The following is a 16,754-nucleotide window of genomic DNA, read 5'->3' as shown; positions in this document are numbered from 1 at the left end:
CAAGCATGGATAGAAAGCAAAAAGCAACAGGGAGGACTTCATGTTCAAATCAAGCAGCGAGCTGCTCGCCGGTGCCGCGATATTGGCGCTGCTGTCGGGTCCGGCGGGGGCCGAGATCGCCAACAACACGCTGAAACTCGGCGTGCTGACAGATCTCAGCGGTTTGGCCGCCGACTCCGCCGGGCCCGGCTCGGTCGTCGCGGCCAAACTCGCGATCGAGGACTTCAAGGCCGAGAAGCCTGACCTGAAGATCGGACTGATGCAGGCCGACCATCAGAACAAGGCGGACATCGGCGCATCGCTGGCGCGCCGCTGGATCGATGTCGATAAAGTGGACGCCATCCTCGACGTGCCGTTCTCCTCCGTCGCGCTGGCGGTGCAAGAAGTGGTCCGCGGCACCAAAACGGCGTTCATCGCCTCGGGGCCCGGCACCTCACTTCTCACCGGCGGGAAATGTTCGCCCAATACCGTGCACTGGACCTACGACACCTGGGCCCTGGCGCACGGCACGGCGCTGGCTCTGCTGCGCGCCAAGAAGGACACTTGGTTCTTCATCACGGCCGACTACGCCTTTGGTCACGCGCTCGAAAGCGACGCATCCGAGGTGGTGAAGAGCCAAGGCGGCAAGATTCTCGGCTCCGTCCGCCATCCGACCGACGCATCCGACTTCTCGTCGTTCCTGCTGCAGGCGCAGGCCAGCAAGACGAAGATCGTTGCCCTCGCGAATGCCGCCGGCGATACCATCAATTCGGTCAAGCAGGCCTCCGAGTTCGGTCTGCAGGTCGGCGGACAGGAATTGGCGGCTCTGCTGATGCAAGTGACCGACGTCAATGCCATCGGTCTCTCGATCGCAAAAGGCCTGTATCTCACGGAAGGCTTTTATTGGGACGCTAATGACGGCACGCGGCAATTTGCTGATCGCTTTGCCGCGCAGATGAAAGGCAAGCGGCCGACGGCTATCCAGGCCGGCGTCTATGCCGGTACCCTGCATTATCTGCGAGCAGCCGCAGCTGCGGATTCTTCGGACGCGCAGACCGTCGTCGCAAAGATGAAGGAGTTGCCGTCGAAGGATCCATTGTTTGGCGAGGGGAAGGTGCGCCAAGACGGACGCCACGTCCACAACATGTACCTTTTCCAGGTGAAGACGCCGGCCGAATCTAAAGCGCCTTGGGACTTCTATAAACTAGTCGAGACAATTCCGGCGGCGGAAGCTTTCCGTCCGATCGAGCTGGGCGGCTGCCCAATTGTCAACAACTAAGGGGCAAGGCTTGGCAGGGTCAGCATGCCGAGGCGCGCCAGCAGGAACGAAAAGCTCATAACAGAACCCTTCACATCCGATTAGAAAACGTCCGCGCCAAGCCCAAGCCCCAGGCGAGACCAACTTGGATGCGCGGTCGCTCCCAGGAAGCCCTATCACGCCTCACTTGTTGGCAACGATCCAGCAAGCGTCTGCGCCTCTGACTTGATGCCGCCCTCTGTGCCTGCCCGTCGAAGCCCGTTCTGATGGTTGAAGCCAACAGCCCGCCGTGCAATTTGCCCTGATCCTCAATGAAGGGAACCGCGACGGCCGCGGCCTCCGGATCGTGCTCGCCGAGCGAAACGCAATAACTCTGCGCCATCACCTGCAGAAGCATAGATCGGCTGCCGCACACACCAGTTCAGCCGCTGGCCGCTGGTTCATGAGAGAGGCCTTCCCCGATCGACGCCAAGGTTCGTCGTGCTGCAATCAGATGCGGCATGTCGTACATCTTGCCGTCGATGCCGACGGTCCCGACATCTGGATCCGCCGCGAACGCAGCCACGACTTGGCGAGCATGTTCGATATCAGCGTCCGACGGCGTGAAACATGCATTAATGGTTGCGACCTGATCAGGGTGGATGGCGATTCGGCCGACAAATCCGTCCCGTCGCGCGATCTTGCAGCTCTCGGCCAGCCCCTGCTGATCCCTGAAGTCGACGTACAGGGTTTCGAGCGCCGCAGCACTGGCAGCGCCGGCGGCAAACAGGCACTGCGCACGCGCCACCTGATAGGGAAAGGTCCAGCTTCCGTCGGCTTCTCGCGGCATCAGCGCCCCTAGCGCCGCGCTCAAATCTTCGCCGCCCCAAGTCATCGCCACGAGGCGCTTGTTCTTGCGGGCATAGCCATTGAAGCCGATCATCGCGGCCGGCGTCTCGGTTGCCACGACCAGCAGCTTCACGTGACCAGGCACGACGCCGGTCGCGACCTCCAGCACGTCGACATAATGCGAGACCAGATCGACATCCTCGATGCCGTTGACCTTGGGAATTAAAATGCCGTCGAGCCCCGGACGAACCACGGCGGCCAGATCTTGCAGCGTCAACCCCGTGCCGAACGGGTTGATGCGGACCAGAAACGACCAATTCCGCGTCCCTCCGCCCAGCAACGCCTTGACGGCATCACGGGCAAAGGCCTTACGGCCGGGCGCAACGGAGTCCTCGAGATCGAGGATCAGCGCATCGGCACCGACGCCGCCTGCCTTTGCGAATTTGCGTTCGCTGTCAGCCGGCACGAAGAGGAGCGAACGTAGTTTCATGCCGGCCTCCGCATCATCAATCCGTTCCTGCGGCAGTAGACCACCTCCTCGTCGCGCTGATTGAAGCCGCGATGCTCGAAAGTGACGATGCCCTGCGTCGGACGCGACTTGCTCTCCCTGACCGCGACGACCTTAGTCTCGGCGCGCAGCGTGTCGCCGGCAAACACCGGACGCGGGAATCGCGTGTCTTCCATGCCAAGATTGCCGACGGTGGTTCCCAGCGTCGTATCCTGGACCGACAGACCGATGATCAGGCCGAGCGTGAATATCGAATTCATCAGGGGCTTTCCAAACTCGGTGCCCTTCGCATAGTCATGGTCGATATGCACCGCCGCCGGATTGTAGGTCAGCGACGAGAATAGGATGTTATCCATATCTGTCACGGTGCGTCGGATTTCATGGACAAAGGTCTGTCCGACCGAAAATTGCTCGAAGTAGAGCCCCGCCATTTGCTTGCCTCTTTGTGTCTTGCCGGGATCCCGAGGCTTTCAGCCGGCCGGGACGTCCTTGTCTCCCGCCCGATTTCTACCGTTTAGGCGTATCGTTCACAAGCGTACGAACGAGCGTTGGTCCATCCGACTCTCGATGAGGCATTCAAACACAGTCTGCGAGAGGCCTACCGCTCTCTTGATCCGCTCGCATTGCTGGCGCAGATGGGGATGCCCAAAATGAGTTCGGAATGGCGTCGATCGGCGTAGCTAGAATCTCAGGAATGGCCGCGCCGGTGCGGATTGACGTGGTGGCTTTTGCCCGGGAGCTCTGCGATGGTTGGAACGCAGGCGAGCAGCGGATCATTCATCGACGCCGCTCTGTGCGGCGCAGGCCTGTGCCACATCGGCAATGATCCCTCGCGAAGACGTGCGCGGCATAACCATCAGTTCAGCCGCTGACCACTGGCCGAATCAAAAAGGTGGAGCGCTTGCGCATCAAAGCCGATGCCGATCTCCTCCCCGGGCTTCGCCGCAACACGCTCCCTGAACACACAGGTGAGCAACGTCCCTCCCAATTCGACGACTACCTGCGTTTCGGAGCCAGTCGGCTCCACCACATGGACATTTGCCTTGAGCCCCGCATTCTCGATACGCACGTGCTCCGGCCGAATGCCGATCGTCACCTCGCGCCCGCTTGCGATCGCGGGCGTACCCGCAAGGCTCCATCCCACACCATGGCCATCGATCAGCTTTCCACCATCGATCCTTCCTTTGACGAAGTTCATAGACGGAGAACCGATAAAGCCCGCGACGAACAGGTTCTGCGGCCTGTCGTATAGTTCAAGCGGCGCGCCCATTTGCTCGACCACGCCATCATGCATCACGACGATCTTGTCAGCCATGGTCATAGCCTCGATCTGGTCATGTGTGACGTAGACGGTGGTAGTCTTGAGCCGCTGATGCAGCTCCTTTATCTCTGTGCGCATTTGCACACGCAATTTAGCGTCGAGATTTGACAATGGTTCATCAAACAAGAACACCTGCGGATCGCGGACAATCGCGCGGCCCATGGCGACGCGCTGCCGCTGACCACCGGAAAGCTCACGCGGGTAGCGATCCAGCAGTTTTGTCAGACCGAGGATTTCGGCCGCCGGTTGGACACGCGCATGGATCTCGCTCTTCGAGGCGCGGCGAAGCTTTAACGAGAAACCCATGTTCTCCTCGACCGTCATATGCGGATAAAGCGCGTAATTCTGGAAAACCATCGCAATGTCGCGCTCTTTTGGCGGCATGTCGTTGACAATCTTGTTCCCAATAAGAATTTGACCGGTGGTGATGCCCTCCAGCCCTGCGATCATGCGCAACAGCGTCGACTTGCCACAACCTGACGGGCCAACGAGAATCACAAATTCACCGTCCTTGATGTCGACATCGACGCCATGAATAACCTTCACGGTACCGAACGCCTTCGCGATGTCCTTGATTTCAACCGACGCCATGGAGTTCTCCCTTTCCGCGCTCTTTCGCGTCAAACAGCAGTTACGACGCCCGTGCAGCGACACGCTGCGTCTGCTTGCCGAGACCGGACACGCCAAGCGTAACGACGTCTCCGGCCTTCAGAAACATCGGTGGTTTCATGCCGAGCCCGACACCGGGCGGCGTGCCCGTCGTAATGACATCGCCCGCTTCTAGCGCCATGAAGCGGGAAATATAGGAGACCAGCATCTTTACGCCGAATATCATGGTCCTGGTGTTCCCGCGCACGCCGTTAACGTCGAGGAACAGGTCAAGATTCTGAACGTCCGCGATTTCTTCCTTGGTCACGAGCCACGGTCCCAAAGGGCCGAAGCCGGGCGCAGACTTGCCCTTCATCCATTGCCCACCGCGCTCGACCTGGTGGGCACGCTCCGAAACGTCCTGGCAGACGCAATAACCGGCAACATGATTAAAGGCTTGATCCTCAGGAATCTCGTAACCGCCCTCGCCGATCACGATCGCAAGCTCAACTTCCCAATCGGTCTTCGCCGAGCCCTTTGGCAGCATGAAGCCGTCATCCGGCCCGCAGATAGAAGAGACCGCCTTGTTGAACAGGATTGGCTCGCCCGGAATCGGCGAATTCGTCTCATGCGCATGGTCAATGTAATTCAGGCCGACAGCGATGAAATGACCAACGCGCCCCACCGGCCGGCCGATGCGCGGCGCCCCCGGAACGATATCGAGTTGCGACACCTGCAGGCTTGAGATTCGCGACAAACCTTCACGCGAAAGATGCTCACCCGACAGATCCGCAACGATGCCGGAAAGATCGCGGATACATTCAGCATCGTCCAGCAGGCCCGGCTTTTCGGCCCCCGGCGGACCATAGCGCAACAGTTTCATTATTCGTCCTTTGCTCGAATTAGCCGTCAGCCGGCCGCCCAGGCCGTCTTCAGCCGGGTATATTCATGAAGATAAAGACCAGCGCTTGCTGCGTGCAGGGCGGGATGATCGTTCAGCGAGGCACGTGCGCCCGCCAACGCTTCGACCGAACACGCTTCGACGAGGATGACCCAGCGGGCGGGTTGCTCGATATCCTTGCGATCCTTGCTCTCGGCAGTCTTGGTGCCGGAGGCTTCGTCATCCCCCTTGAGAAGGTGCGCACCCGTAACCTCTGGAAGCGCCGCGATCTTCATCACGATTGATGCCAGTGTCTCTCGCTCGCCTTCCTCAACAGGAACGTCGAATCGCAAGGTGAGAAGCACGCCGCCCGAGCCGACTCCGAAGCTCGCGATCACACGTGCCAGCGAGCGGGACGTTGTCTTGAAATGAGCAGTGGCGCGCTTCGTCCATGACGTCGGCGCGTTCAGCCGATTGAAATAGTCCACACTTTGCGTGACTTCGAAGGTTTGCGTTTCGTACAACGTGAAGAATTCGGGATGCGTCTTCTCGTCGGCGGCGCGATAACGCCGTCCCCGCAGGAAGCCGGGTATGCCCACCCTCTCGGGCATGTGCTCGGACAGATGCCACGCGTAGAAATCCGCGCGGCCCTCATCCGAGATTCCATTCCAGATCGCGATCGCTCCCTCACCGGCCAGCATGTGCATCATTCCTGGTTTACGTGTTGAATTGCTACGGCAAACATTGCGACGGGCGCGAAGCCTTCAAAGCGGGCTTCGACGCGTTGTCCGGCGTTGGCGTGATGAACACCGGCGAAGGCGCCGGTCATAACAATCTGACCCGGCTCCCAAGAGCGCCCACGCCGCGCGAGATGGTTAGCGAGGAGGACAATTGCTTGCAGCGGATTTCCAATCGGATTTCCGCCGCGCGTTTCGATAATTGATTCACTGCCGATGCTAAGAGAAACCCCGATTTTCCCAAGTTCGAGGCCGTGCCAATCGTCGCGTGACGCTCCGAGAACGACGCCGCCATTTCCGAGATTGTCGGCAACAAGCAACGGGCGCGGGGACTGAAATCCCTGCTCGGTCCTGCACGACAGCAGTTCGAATGCCGCCATGGCCTCACCGATTGCCGGCAGGACATCGTCGATCGCGTATTCCGTTCGAGAAACGACGGGCAGCCGATGCTTCACTCTGAACGCCAATTCGCACTCAAAGCCGTGTGACATCCGGACTTCCAGCGGCACATTGGCCTCCGATCGGAACACGCCATCGTCAAGGATTGGGGCGGAGATCACCTCGCCCTCGGGTGTCCGGGCGACCTTCCACCCGGCAATCGGTCTGCAGAGCAGAGCCTGGACGAGATCCTGAACGGCATAGCCCTGCTCGGGGCTCGGCACTTCGGCAAACCCGGCAGTCAGCCCTTGCCCGCAACGTCGTGCCGTAACGAGCGCTTCAGCCAACTCTTTCATGGCAGAGTACTCAATTGTACGGGCATGCCTTGGCGTGATGCTGACAAGTAGGCTGCCTCAACGACCCTAAGAGCACGCGACACATCGCGGAGCCCGGCGACAGGCGCCGATCCCGCTCGGACTTCCTCGAGAACGCGGCGAACAAAAGCCGGATAATAGACATCGGTCTCGAGACGTGCAGGAAGTCTTCGCGTTTCAATCGGTCCATCGACCGACTTCGATCGGACAAGGATTTGATCATCGGCGGATGTGTAATAGGCATCCGGCGACCTGATCGAGAAGGCAAACTCCCGCTGAATTGTCTTGTCGCTCGGGAAGATGTAGCCGCATTCGATGGTGCAGATGCGGTTCTGCTTCGTCACCATTCGCACGCTGATGACGTCTTCGATGGAATGGCCGTTGATTTCCGACGATGACACCGCGGAAACCGACTCGATATCGTCCTGCGCGAGAACAGAAAACAAATCGATGAAATGAATCCCAAGATTGATCAGCGGGCCGCCGCCGGCCAGTTCCCGCTGCAGCATCCACGGTGTTCCCGCGGCTTCGTATCGCGAAGGTGGGCCAGCCATGAAGCGGAAGCTGGCGAAATCCGGGCGGGTATTCGTGTGTCCGACGATGTCCAGGGTATCGCTCAGGCGGAAGATCAGGGGTACGGCGACATAGAGCTTTTTTGCTTCCGCGCTAGCTACAAGACGATCGACGTCGATCGCTCGGACACCACAGGGCTTCTCGATCGCAAACGCGATGCCGCGCGCAATCAGTTTTCCTGCCAGTTTCGGCATATCGATATGGCGACCAAACACGAATGCAAAATCGACCGTCTGCGCATCCAGAAGGCCGTCCAGATCGCGATAAGCCTCGCAGCCGAATCGCTTCGCCAAAGCTGCGCCAGTTTTTTGGGCGCTGTCCGTGACGCCGACCACGCGCAAGCCCGGGGCCTCGAGTGCATCTAGATACAGCGGCACGTGCCAATGTGTCGATTCGACGATCGCAATCCTCATTATGCTGCCTCTCGAATTTCGGAGGGATTGATCGGCTGGCCTGTTGCGGCCGACTTCAGGATTGCAGCCGTTACCTGCAGACTGCGACGTGCATCCTCTGCGTCGACCAGCGGCTCTTCATATCCGTCGATGACCCGGCAGAAATGTCGCAATTGGCAACGATAGGCATCCTGGGGCATCACTACGCGCCCTTCCCGACTGATCGGCTGCGTCCAACCAGCCTCTCCGTCGACGCGATATCGCCATAGATGCAGGTCTGGAAACTCGAGCGAACCATCACTGCCAAGAAAGTGGTAAGAGTTTTCCCGGCTCACCGGGATCGCAGGGTTCTCGCCGCTATTTGCATCCCAGGACCAAGGCGATGGGCTGGCGTCACAACCAGTGATCGTGCCGAGCGCTCCGCTTTCAAAGTGCAGCAGGACCGCAACGGTATCCTCGACTTCGTGCCCACGCGCTGACCGACTGGCAGCCGCCATAACGTTCACGATCTCCCCGCACATGAAACGCAGCAGATCAACGTCATGAACAAGATTGGTCAGGACGGGCCCAGCACCAGCAGTCCGCCGCCACCGCGGCTCAAAATAGCTTCGGGGCTTCAAAACAGCCCACAACACGTTCACCGCCAGTAACCGGCCAAGTTCGCTTCTCATAATCTCGCGCGCTTGCTGAACGACCGGGTTATGTCGCCGATGATGCCCAACCAAAATCTTTGCGCCTGTTGAATTGGCTGTTGCAATCAACTCCGTCACTTCGGCCGGGTGCTCGGCAATCGGCTTCTCGATCAACACGGCGATTCCACGTCGAATTGCAGTCAGCGCCACCTTGCAATGCAGCGGCGTCGGAACCGCGACGATAATCCCGTCGACGCGTTGAGCATCCAGCATGTTTTCCAGAGACCGATAGTGAGCTACGCCAGACTGGTGGGCGAGGGCCGCGGCCTCTTTTGCCGAATCAGCAATGCCAATGAGAACCGTTGCGGGCTCTTCGATGCAGTACTGCACGTGGCGGCGGCCGATCGCGCCCGCTCCTACGACACCGATGCGCACGGCCGTCTCGGTTGCGCGATCAACCACCGGCGGCCTCCATCGGCGACGCATCCGCCTTGCGGGGCGCGACGCCCGGGATCCGGTCGAGCACCGAAAGCGTGAGACCGCCGTCGACCATGATGTTTTCGCCCGTGATATAGTAATTTGTTCGATCGATCAGAAACGAGACCGTCCGCGCCACGTCTTCGGGCGTACCGATCCGCCGCAACGGCACGATGGCTTCGCGCTGCTGGGCCACAGAATCGTCGAGGTACATGGCTTGGGTCATCGGCGTCATGATCATGCCGGGCGAAACGCTGTTGACCCGGATCCCATGCTCGCCCCACTCGATCGCCATTTGCTTGCACAGCATGATGAGCGCCGCCTTGGCGGCGCTATACGCTCCGGTTTGCCGGTGCGGATACACGCCGGATTGCGACGAGATGCCGACAAAGGCGCCTCGGCTAGCCTTCAAATGCGAGAATCCGGCTTTGGCCAGTAGCCAGCTTGCGCGGCATGTCAGCGCAAACATCTCATCCCAAACCTGAAGCGACATCGATTCAAGGGAAGTCGGATCAACCGCACCTGCATTCGATACAATTGCATCGAGCCCCTTGAACTGCGCAGCGGCCGCCTCCACGAAGCGCTCAGGCACCGACACATCTCGCAGGTCGCCCTCCATCACAAGTATCTTGCATCCGCGACTCTGGAGTTCGGCGGCAAGCGCGTCAACTTCCGCGCGCTTCGACGTACGCACATCGCAATTGCGGAATCCGGCACGCCGGCGATCTGGCGGCAGATGGCGCCGCCGATACCCTCGCTCACTCCTGTCACAAGTACACGCACTATCGATTATCCTTCTGGCTAATCGAGATAGGAGCCGCCATTGACGTTGATGGTTTCGCCGATGACGTAGCTCGATGCATCGGACAACAGAAACAAAACAACCGAAGCAATCTCATCCGGTCGAGCAAAGCGACCCAGCGGAATTCGCGAAATGGTCGTCGTTTGATGCGACTGACTCATCTCTCGCGTCAGCTCCGTGTCGACGATCCCGGGCGCAATGGCATTGACACGCACATCGCAAGGAGCAGCCCAGGCCGCAAGGGACTTTGTCAGCCCAATCAAGCCGGCTTTTGCCGCGGTGTAATGCGCGTTTCCGATGAAATCGCCTCGCTTTCCAGCGACCGAGGAAACATTAACGACGCGGCCAAAGCAGCGTTTCAGCATGTCCGGCATCACGGCATGGCAGCAGTTGTATGCACCTGTGAGGTGGACATTGAGCATGCGATCCCAGCGCTCACGGGAGATTTCCGGAAACGACACGAAATCGCCGATGCCGGCGTTGTTCACCAATAGATCGATCGCACCAAGCTCGCTTCCGATCTTCCTGACCGCGGCCGTTACCGCCGCGGTATCGCCGACATCGCATGAGATGGCGGTCGCGTCGGCTCCGGTGGAGCGAAGGCTCGCGGCGAGTTTGTCGGCGGCCTGCTCGTCGCGGTCGGCGACTACAACATGCGCGCCGGCCGCAGAAAGCACCCGCGAAATGCCCTCGCCGATACCTTTGGCGCCTCCCGTGACAACGGCGATTCGACCGTTGATGCTCGGATCGATCTGAATGGCGCGCGATTCAGGCATTCGAGGTCCTCTTGAGCGCACGGCTGGAGACAAAATCCATCACGCGACGCGCTGGCCAAAGGTCTGCGATCTCGCTGACCGTCGCTGCGAGATCCGGCGCCACATCTTTCATGCGCTCCGGCGTGAAGCGCGAGGCTGGACCGGCGATGCTGACGGTGCCAACCGCAATCCCATCACGGCCGAGAATTGCCTGCGCCATGGCGCAAGTACCGGGCTCGCCTTCTTCTATCGCCATGCCATAACCACGGGCGCGGGTTGCGGCGAGCTCATTGATCAGGGTCGCCTCATCGCGAACAAGGGGTTTGCCGAAACGTACTGGGACCACATATCCACGCCTCTTGACGAGGCTGGCTGCGGCTTCATCGTTCATCGTGGACAGCCAGGCCTTGCCGGTCGCGGTGGCATGCAACACGACAGCCTGTCCGAGATCGGCGTCATATCTCAGGCCGGACAGGGCGCCTTGCGATTTGGCAATCCAGTACAGCGTATCGCCTTCGGCGAGCGCGAGACGGACGAGCTCGCCCGTCCGAATGGCCAGCCTGTCCAAGGACGGTTGGCAGATGTCAGAGGTGCCGGCCCCCGAAAGCACGCGAAAACCAACTGCAGCAAGCTTGACGGTCAGCCGATAGCGCTGACTGGCATCGTCCTGCACCGCAAAGCGGCGATTGACCAAGGACGAAAGCAGCCGATGCGCAGCACTTTTTGGCATATCCAGGCGACGCGCGATCTCGCTCAGCGGCAAACCATTCGGCTCGTCCGCAAGGAGCTCGATGATGTCCATCACCCGATCGACGAAGTCACCCAGAGCCATTCTCATATCCTATAGAACATCGTTCTATTCGCAAAATGCCATCTTGTTGTCAAGCGTCGGATTTTGGGGCAAAAACCCCTCTGATGTCCGCGGAACTCGGTTCTATTGACACGACGATTGGAAGAAAATAGAACGTCGTTCCAACAATAGGAGGAAACATGGGACCATCGACCAAGGCTGATACAAGGTCGATCGGCCGTGATTGGGCCACGCCGATCATTTGGTTCGGCCCTGCGCTGGTCCTGCTACTGGCTGTAACTCTCTATCCGACAGCCTTGGTGTTGTGGCTCAGTCTCAGCCACACGCGTTTCTACGATGTCACCGGCTGGGCTGGCCTGGGCAACTACACTGCCGTGCTGACCTCCAGCGCATTTTGGGATCTCACCTTCAATTCCCTCGTCTATGTGACGGGGTCGCTCGCCATCGTGTTGCCGGTCGGGCTGCTCTGCGCCCTTGCGTTGCAAACGATGAAGCGCGGCGCCTCGTCTTTTCGGGCAGTGCTGCTGCTGCCTTGGACGCTATCCATGGCGGTCGTCGGCTGCTTTTGGCTATGGCTGCTGAATCCATCTTACGGCCCGATTAGCTACGCGATGAAATCCGTTGGACTGACGCCCGGCTTGATGCTTGGCGATCCAGGCATCGCACTATTGTTGCTGATCGTGGTGACGGCTTGGTGGTCGTTTCCTTACGTCATGGTGATGATGAGCGCCGCCCTGCAAAGCATTCCGGGCGAACTCTATGAGGCCCTCGATATCGATGGCGGTGGATTCTGGTCGCGCCTGCGTCACGTGGTCTGCCTCATGTCAATGCTACGCTCGGCAGCACCGCGCTGGCCCTGAGCATCCTGTATCTCACGCTCGTTACGCTCATTCTCGTTCTGACGGGGGGCGGGCCGCTCGGCGCGACGGGCACGTGGAGCTTCGAGGTTTTCGTCACCGCCTTCAGGTCGGTCGACGTCTCTCCATCGGCGGTGATCTCGATCATCGTCCTCATCGTCAATCTACTGCTCGGCCTCGTCTATACGCGGCTGACAGGCCGCGTTTCAGGATAGGTTCACTATGCGCAAAACACCGGCCGAACGCCTGCTCTCGCCCTTGACGATCGGCATTCTGGTCGCGGTCGTTGTCGGTCCCATGGCATGGGCGCTGGTGACGTCGCTCAAGACCGAAGCGAACGTCATCACATTCCCTCCCTCCTTGCTGCCGTCACCTGCGACACTTGCCAGCTATGTGGCCGTCTTCCGGCAGCAGAATTTTGTGATCGAGCTTTTCAACTCCGTCTTCTACGCAACCGCGTCGATCGCGCTGACGCTGGCCGTTTCAGTGCCAGCCGGCTATGCCGCATCAAGGCTGACGTTCCCGGCCAAGCGCGCGGTCATGCTTCTCATATTGGCAACGTCGATGATTCCCGGCGTCGCGCTACTGATACCGACATATTTCGTCCTCGACGCAATCGGGCTTCTAAACAATCCTATCGCAATCATCGTTCTCCAGGCCGCGCGACTTGTGCCCCAGACGATCTGGTTCATGCAGAACTTTGTGGACGCGGTGCCGATCGAGCTCGACGAAGCTACCGAGGTCGACGGCGCCACGCGCTGGCAGACTTTTGCGCAGGTCATATTGCCGCTGATCAAGCCAGGCATCGCGGCGACCGCAGTGCTCGGCATCATCACAACATGGAATGACTACATCACGGTTGCTGCTTTCGCGCCCGACGTCGCCCGCCGTACACTTCAGGTTGCGCTGGTGAACCAGGTCTTCGACAGCATTGGCGTCACCTGGTCGTATGTCATGGCGTTCGCAATCATCTCGTCGATCCCGATGGTTGCACTCTTTATCGTCGCGCAGCGCTGGTTCATCGCCGGTCTGACAGCCGGTGCTGTCAAAGGTTAGTTTCACAATTAGTGCAATTGGGAGGAGAACATGTCTGACAAAAAACATTTGAAGCTGTCTCGCCGTTCGGTCGTCGCCGGCCTTGCCACCGCAGGGGCCGCAACGACGCTTGGGCTTCGGCAATCATCTGCGCAATCCGCCACCGAAGTCAGCTACAATAGCTTCCTCGATCCCGCCAATGCGAACGATCCGCGCTCGGCCGCGCAGAGTCGTATGATCGAAGCTTTTGAGAAGGCAAACCCGAGCATTAAGATCAAAGTCGTCGTGGATCCGGCCGGCGCCAATGGCATTCGCGCCGCGCGCACCAAATCGGGTTCGCCCGACGTCATCCGCGTCTCGAACTTCCAGCTGGCAGAGTTTGCCGCGACTGGTTCCATCCTGCCGCTCGATGAGCTCGTCGTCCGCGACAAGATCGATGCCAACGACTGGCTGATTCCACTAGAGCAGACCAAGGTCAACGGCAGACTGTTAGGACTGCAGCAGGATTACCGGATTCCGATCCTGATCTATCGCAAGAGCCGCTTCGCCGATGCTCAGGTGACGACACCGCCGCGTACCTATGACGAGGTCGGTGCTCTCGGCGCCCGGCTCACCAAGAACAACACCATTGGCTACGCCATCCCGATCGGCCTCACCGGGGGCATCGGAGGTGCCCAGGCCTTCGTCGAATTCATATTGAGTTCAATCGTCGCCGGCAATACAGATCCATTTTTTGCGCCCGACGGCCGCAACATCGGCTTCTCAGATGAACGTCTATTGCTTGCCGCCACGACGGTTCGCGACCTTTTCGGCAAGTACAAGGCGTCAACGCCCGTCACGCTACAGTTCGGCTACAACGAATTGCAGGACGGGTTGCGCGCCGGCACCGTAGCATCGGCCTCGTTCGGCCTCTATCGCTACAAGGGCCTGGAGCGCCAGGTTGCCGACAACGATCTGGCATGGGCGGCAGCGCCGTCGATGAGCCCGGCCGACAAGCACGCCGTTTACGGTTTCCAGCTCAGCATCAATGCAAATTCGCCGCGCAAGGACGCCGCCTGGGAATTCGTCAAATACATGACCAGCCCGGCCGCGCAAATGATTGCCGCGCGCGGCGGTGAAGTCGTTGCCCGGGCAAGCGCCTACGATGATGCCTACTTCGTGTCGCCCGAGGCTGCCGATCAGCAGGGCTGGAAGCAACTCGTGCAGCAGCGCGGACGTGTCGTCACCTATTCCGTGATTCAATCAACTTTCAACCAGATTGCCGGAGAGGCCTTCCAGCGCATGATCCTGCGCAGCGGCACTCCGGAAAGTGTGGTTACGGAAATCAAGACCCGTTACGCCGAAGCTCTCGCCAAGGCCTGATACGCCGCAGTGCGTCGCGTCCCCGATTGGGACGCGACGTGCGCCCGAACGGCACATTCCTACCGCTCAGCGCCTTGTAAACCGACCACCGTGACGTCGCTGTCAAACATGGGCTACCGGCGTCATTGCAAGCAATGGGAAGGGTATATGGAAAAGACGCCAGACGCATATCCACCGGATTGTCGTCTTTTTCGAATTATGGCATTTGGTGACTCAAACACCTTCGGCACAGCGTCGGTTGCTGTCCCGCCAAGCTTTCGCCTAGCCCCTGAAGATCGCTGGCCACGGGTGATGCAATCTTGTCTCATTTCCGCAGAAGTAATCGAGGAAGGCCTGCCCGGCCGCACGACCGATTTGGAGGATCTTGGAGAACCCGTCCAAGGCGGCGTGACCTATAGCGGCCTGCAGCATCTTCCAACAGCGCTAGCTTCTCATCAGCCCTTGGATCTGGTTATCCTCATGCTTGGCACCAACGATGCCAAGACGCGCTTCGAACGCGACGCCCACGATATCGCCGCGGGCATGAGACGCTTGGTATCCACCGTTAAGTCATTCCAATCAATTGTGGGCTACACGGCGCCAAGCGTACTCGTCATCAGTCCCCCGGCCATTGCGTCCTCGGTCGTCAACGGCCGCCTCGGAGAGATGTTTGCGTGCGGATCACAGCTCACCGCAGCACTGCCCGATCTCTACCGAGCGATTGCCACAGAGCTCAGCGCGGACTTCCTCGACGCCAACGACATCATAAGTACCGACGGTATCGATGGCGTTCACTGGACGGTGCATACACACCGGACGTTCGGAACGGCCGTCGCGACCTGGATAGCCGGCAAATATCAACTCTTAATGCAAGAGCCATTACCGTGAGATACCGTCTCTTAGGTCGCACCGGCGTTCGCGTCAGCGAATACATGCTTGGCACAATGAGCTACGGCTCCGACGGAAACACCGGATCGGCCGAGTTCGCTCCGTGGCCGCTGGGCGTCACTATCTGAGCGGCAGGACGAGGATGTCGAGAGAGATCGCTACGAGGCGATTTTGGCACTGCACCTAACGTCAGACGCCTAGGGAGCGAGTGGGCTTCGCGGCGACGAGAGCTAATTTCAACAGGAGAAGCAATCGATGAGAGTCTTGGTGAGTGGGGGAAGCCGCGGGATCGGAGCGGCGGCCTGCCTGCGGATAGCCGAAGCCGCATTGTCGAGGGGCGAGCGTCCGAATATCGCCGTCTGTGGTCGAGAGGAATCTGATCCACAGGAACAAGTTGCCCGTTCGGTGCGCGAGATGGGGGGCGAGGCTATTGCTTTGTCCGGAGACCTCAGCGACGACGACGTGGCCGCCAAGCTTGTAGATGGGGCCATGGCGGCGTTCGGAGGCCTCGACGCTCTTGTTTGCAATGCCGGCGTAGCGAGCCCAGGGAAAATCTGTGATCTGTCGGTTGCCGAATGGGACAAGATGTTCGCCATCAACCTTCGGGGCGCTTGGCTGCTCGCCAAAAGTTCCTACCCGCATCTGAAAGAGAGTCGTGGCGCAGCCTGCTTCACGTCTTCGATGTCGGGGCAAGTGCCGCACGAGGGGTCGGGCGCGTATAGCCCGACCAAAGCCGCACTCACGATGCTTGCACAAACGCTCGCCCTGGAGTGGGCGCCAGACGGAATACGCGTCAACGTCGTTTCTCCAGGCATGACACATACTCCAATGTCCGCGAAGATGTACGCAGATCCCGTGATCAAGAAGGCGAGAGAGGCCCTGATCCCTCTTTCCCGGATCGCCGATCCGAAAGATATCGCCAATACAATTGAGTTCATGATCAGCCCGCTGTCGAGTTACGTTACAGGTCAAGACCTATGTGTCGACGGTGGTTTTACCAAGTCGATTCTTAACCACATACCTGGACGCCCGAGTTCAAAGCACTAGGGGGCTTGACAGAGGTTGTAGTGGGTTCAGAGCTGGTCCCGCTTGTCTGAACAGACTTTCCGCGTCGATAAGTGGAGCCTCTGCCGAGATTAGGCCGCCACGCGGAGCGGCGGAAGGTTGAAGTAGGCTTGATCCGGGGTCATGTCGTCAAGGCTCGAATGGGGCCTTCGTGCGTTGTAGAAGTCGAGATACCGGCCGATCGAATGTCGCGCCTCGCCGACGGTTTCGTAGGCTCGCAGATAGACCTCCTCGTATTTAACGCTGCGCCATAGCCGCTCGACGAAGACGTTGTC

At 59.6% G+C, this 16,754-nt stretch carries 18 protein-coding genes; 6 read left to right on the top strand and 12 right to left on the bottom strand.

The features are described 5' to 3' along the window. Positions 1-40: 40 nt before the first annotated feature. A complete protein-coding gene (locus IVA82_RS33960; protein WP_247387024.1) occupies positions 41-1,258 on the top strand; it encodes an ABC transporter substrate-binding protein in 1,218 nt (405 codons plus the stop codon). Positions 1,259-1,658: 400 nt separating this feature from the next. On the opposite strand, the gene IVA82_RS33955 is transcribed toward IVA82_RS33960, so the two are convergent. From IVA82_RS33955 to IVA82_RS33905, 11 genes are all read right to left on the bottom strand, one after another. Continuing rightward, on the bottom strand, positions 1,659-2,555 hold the full coding sequence (locus IVA82_RS33955) for a CoA ester lyase (protein WP_247387023.1): 897 nt from the start codon (positions 2,553-2,555) through the stop codon (positions 1,659-1,661). Further along, complete coding sequence (locus IVA82_RS33950) at positions 2,552-3,004, bottom strand: MaoC family dehydratase (RefSeq protein ID WP_247387022.1); 453 nt, start codon at positions 3,002-3,004, stop codon at positions 2,552-2,554. The genes IVA82_RS33955 and IVA82_RS33950 overlap by 4 nt, the downstream gene beginning before the upstream one ends. A 425-nt stretch (positions 3,005-3,429) precedes the next feature. Next, entirely contained in the window at positions 3,430-4,485 is a 1,056-nt protein-coding gene (gene ugpC, locus IVA82_RS33945; protein ID WP_247387021.1) for a sn-glycerol-3-phosphate ABC transporter ATP-binding protein UgpC, read from the bottom strand. Between the two features lie 40 nt (positions 4,486-4,525). After that, on the bottom strand, positions 4,526-5,365 hold the full coding sequence (locus IVA82_RS33940; RefSeq protein ID WP_247387020.1) for a fumarylacetoacetate hydrolase family protein: 840 nt from the start codon (positions 5,363-5,365) through the stop codon (positions 4,526-4,528). Positions 5,366-5,391: 26 nt separating this feature from the next. Then, on the bottom strand, positions 5,392-6,063 hold the full coding sequence (locus IVA82_RS33935) for a DUF4286 family protein (RefSeq protein WP_247387019.1): 672 nt from the start codon (positions 6,061-6,063) through the stop codon (positions 5,392-5,394). A 5-nt stretch (positions 6,064-6,068) separates the two neighbouring features. Continuing rightward, positions 6,069-6,833, bottom strand: a complete 765-nt coding sequence (locus tag IVA82_RS33930; protein WP_247387018.1) for a hypothetical protein — start codon at positions 6,831-6,833, stop codon at positions 6,069-6,071. Further along, positions 6,830-7,837: a Gfo/Idh/MocA family oxidoreductase gene (locus IVA82_RS33925; protein ID WP_247387017.1), complete on the bottom strand. Its 1,008-nt coding sequence runs from the start codon at positions 7,835-7,837 to the stop codon at positions 6,830-6,832. The genes IVA82_RS33930 and IVA82_RS33925 overlap by 4 nt, the downstream gene beginning before the upstream one ends. After that, positions 7,837-8,910 (bottom strand): Gfo/Idh/MocA family oxidoreductase, encoded by a 1,074-nt coding sequence (locus IVA82_RS33920; RefSeq protein ID WP_247387016.1) that lies wholly within the window; start codon positions 8,908-8,910, stop codon positions 7,837-7,839. Before IVA82_RS33920 ends, IVA82_RS33925 begins: the two co-directional genes overlap by 1 nt. Then, positions 8,903-9,619 (bottom strand): SDR family oxidoreductase, encoded by a 717-nt coding sequence (locus tag IVA82_RS33915; RefSeq protein ID WP_247387015.1) that lies wholly within the window; start codon positions 9,617-9,619, stop codon positions 8,903-8,905. The genes IVA82_RS33920 and IVA82_RS33915 overlap by 8 nt, the downstream gene beginning before the upstream one ends. 107 nt (positions 9,620-9,726) lie before the next feature. Continuing rightward, on the bottom strand, positions 9,727-10,503 hold the full coding sequence (locus IVA82_RS33910; protein WP_247387014.1) for an SDR family NAD(P)-dependent oxidoreductase: 777 nt from the start codon (positions 10,501-10,503) through the stop codon (positions 9,727-9,729). After that, a complete protein-coding gene (locus IVA82_RS33905; protein ID WP_247387013.1) occupies positions 10,496-11,314 on the bottom strand; it encodes an IclR family transcriptional regulator in 819 nt (272 codons plus the stop codon). The genes IVA82_RS33910 and IVA82_RS33905 overlap by 8 nt, the downstream gene beginning before the upstream one ends. A gap of 158 nt (positions 11,315-11,472) precedes the next feature. Here IVA82_RS33905 and IVA82_RS33900 point away from each other — a divergent pair, with 158 nt between their 5' ends. The 5 genes from IVA82_RS33900 (at position 11,473) to IVA82_RS33880 (ending at position 16,461) form a co-directional block, all read left to right on the top strand. Beyond that, positions 11,473-12,153 carry a sugar ABC transporter permease gene (locus tag IVA82_RS33900; protein WP_247493725.1) on the top strand — a complete coding sequence of 227 codons (681 nt, stop codon included), beginning with the start codon at positions 11,473-11,475 and terminating at the stop codon, positions 12,151-12,153. A gap of 219 nt (positions 12,154-12,372) precedes the next feature. Next, the gene (locus IVA82_RS33895; RefSeq protein ID WP_247387011.1) at positions 12,373-13,206 is read left to right on the top strand and encodes a carbohydrate ABC transporter permease; all 834 of its coding nucleotides are present in this window, start codon (positions 12,373-12,375) and stop codon (positions 13,204-13,206) included. Between the two features lie 30 nt (positions 13,207-13,236). Then, a complete protein-coding gene (locus IVA82_RS33890) occupies positions 13,237-14,547 on the top strand; it encodes an extracellular solute-binding protein (protein ID WP_247493724.1) in 1,311 nt (436 codons plus the stop codon). A 147-nt stretch (positions 14,548-14,694) separates the two neighbouring features. Next, positions 14,695-15,414: an SGNH/GDSL hydrolase family protein gene (locus tag IVA82_RS33885; protein ID WP_247387009.1), complete on the top strand. Its 720-nt coding sequence runs from the start codon at positions 14,695-14,697 to the stop codon at positions 15,412-15,414. Between the two features lie 255 nt (positions 15,415-15,669). Beyond that, entirely contained in the window at positions 15,670-16,461 is a 792-nt protein-coding gene (locus IVA82_RS33880) for an SDR family oxidoreductase (RefSeq protein WP_247387008.1), read from the top strand. Between the two features lie 89 nt (positions 16,462-16,550). Here the strand turns inward: IVA82_RS33880 and IVA82_RS33875 are convergent. After that, positions 16,551-16,754: integrase core domain-containing protein (locus tag IVA82_RS33875; RefSeq protein ID WP_247493420.1), on the bottom strand; the 204-nt coding region annotated here is incomplete at its 5' end.

This window comes from Bradyrhizobium sp. 142 (assembly GCF_023074015.1).
Classification (GTDB): domain Bacteria; phylum Pseudomonadota; class Alphaproteobacteria; order Rhizobiales; family Xanthobacteraceae; genus Bradyrhizobium.
The sequence above is the reverse complement of the archived record's forward strand: the minus strand, read 5'-3'. Positions and strand labels throughout refer to the sequence as shown.

Coding starts and splice junctions, on each gene's coding strand:
- IVA82_RS33960 (WP_247387024.1), top strand. CDS start 41: ATGTTCAAATCAAGCAGCGAGCTGCTCGCCGGTGCCGCGATATTGGCG.
- IVA82_RS33955 (WP_247387023.1), bottom strand. CDS start 2,555: ATGAAACTACGTTCGCTCCTCTTCGTGCCGGCTGACAGCGAACGCAAA.
- IVA82_RS33950 (WP_247387022.1), bottom strand. CDS start 3,004: ATGGCGGGGCTCTACTTCGAGCAATTTTCGGTCGGACAGACCTTTGTC.
- ugpC (WP_247387021.1), bottom strand. CDS start 4,485: ATGGCGTCGGTTGAAATCAAGGACATCGCGAAGGCGTTCGGTACCGTG.
- IVA82_RS33940 (WP_247387020.1), bottom strand. CDS start 5,365: ATGAAACTGTTGCGCTATGGTCCGCCGGGGGCCGAAAAGCCGGGCCTG.
- IVA82_RS33935 (WP_247387019.1), bottom strand. CDS start 6,063: ATGCTGGCCGGTGAGGGAGCGATCGCGATCTGGAATGGAATCTCGGAT.
- IVA82_RS33930 (WP_247387018.1), bottom strand. CDS start 6,833: ATGAAAGAGTTGGCTGAAGCGCTCGTTACGGCACGACGTTGCGGGCAA.
- IVA82_RS33925 (WP_247387017.1), bottom strand. CDS start 7,837: ATGAGGATTGCGATCGTCGAATCGACACATTGGCACGTGCCGCTGTAT.
- IVA82_RS33910 (WP_247387014.1), bottom strand. CDS start 10,503: ATGCCTGAATCGCGCGCCATTCAGATCGATCCGAGCATCAACGGTCGA.
- IVA82_RS33905 (WP_247387013.1), bottom strand. CDS start 11,314: ATGGCTCTGGGTGACTTCGTCGATCGGGTGATGGACATCATCGAGCTC.
- IVA82_RS33900 (WP_247493725.1), top strand. CDS start 11,473: ATGGGACCATCGACCAAGGCTGATACAAGGTCGATCGGCCGTGATTGG.
- IVA82_RS33895 (WP_247387011.1), top strand. CDS start 12,373: ATGCGCAAAACACCGGCCGAACGCCTGCTCTCGCCCTTGACGATCGGC.
- IVA82_RS33890 (WP_247493724.1), top strand. CDS start 13,237: ATGTCTGACAAAAAACATTTGAAGCTGTCTCGCCGTTCGGTCGTCGCC.
- IVA82_RS33885 (WP_247387009.1), top strand. CDS start 14,695: ATGGAAAAGACGCCAGACGCATATCCACCGGATTGTCGTCTTTTTCGA.
- IVA82_RS33880 (WP_247387008.1), top strand. CDS start 15,670: ATGAGAGTCTTGGTGAGTGGGGGAAGCCGCGGGATCGGAGCGGCGGCC.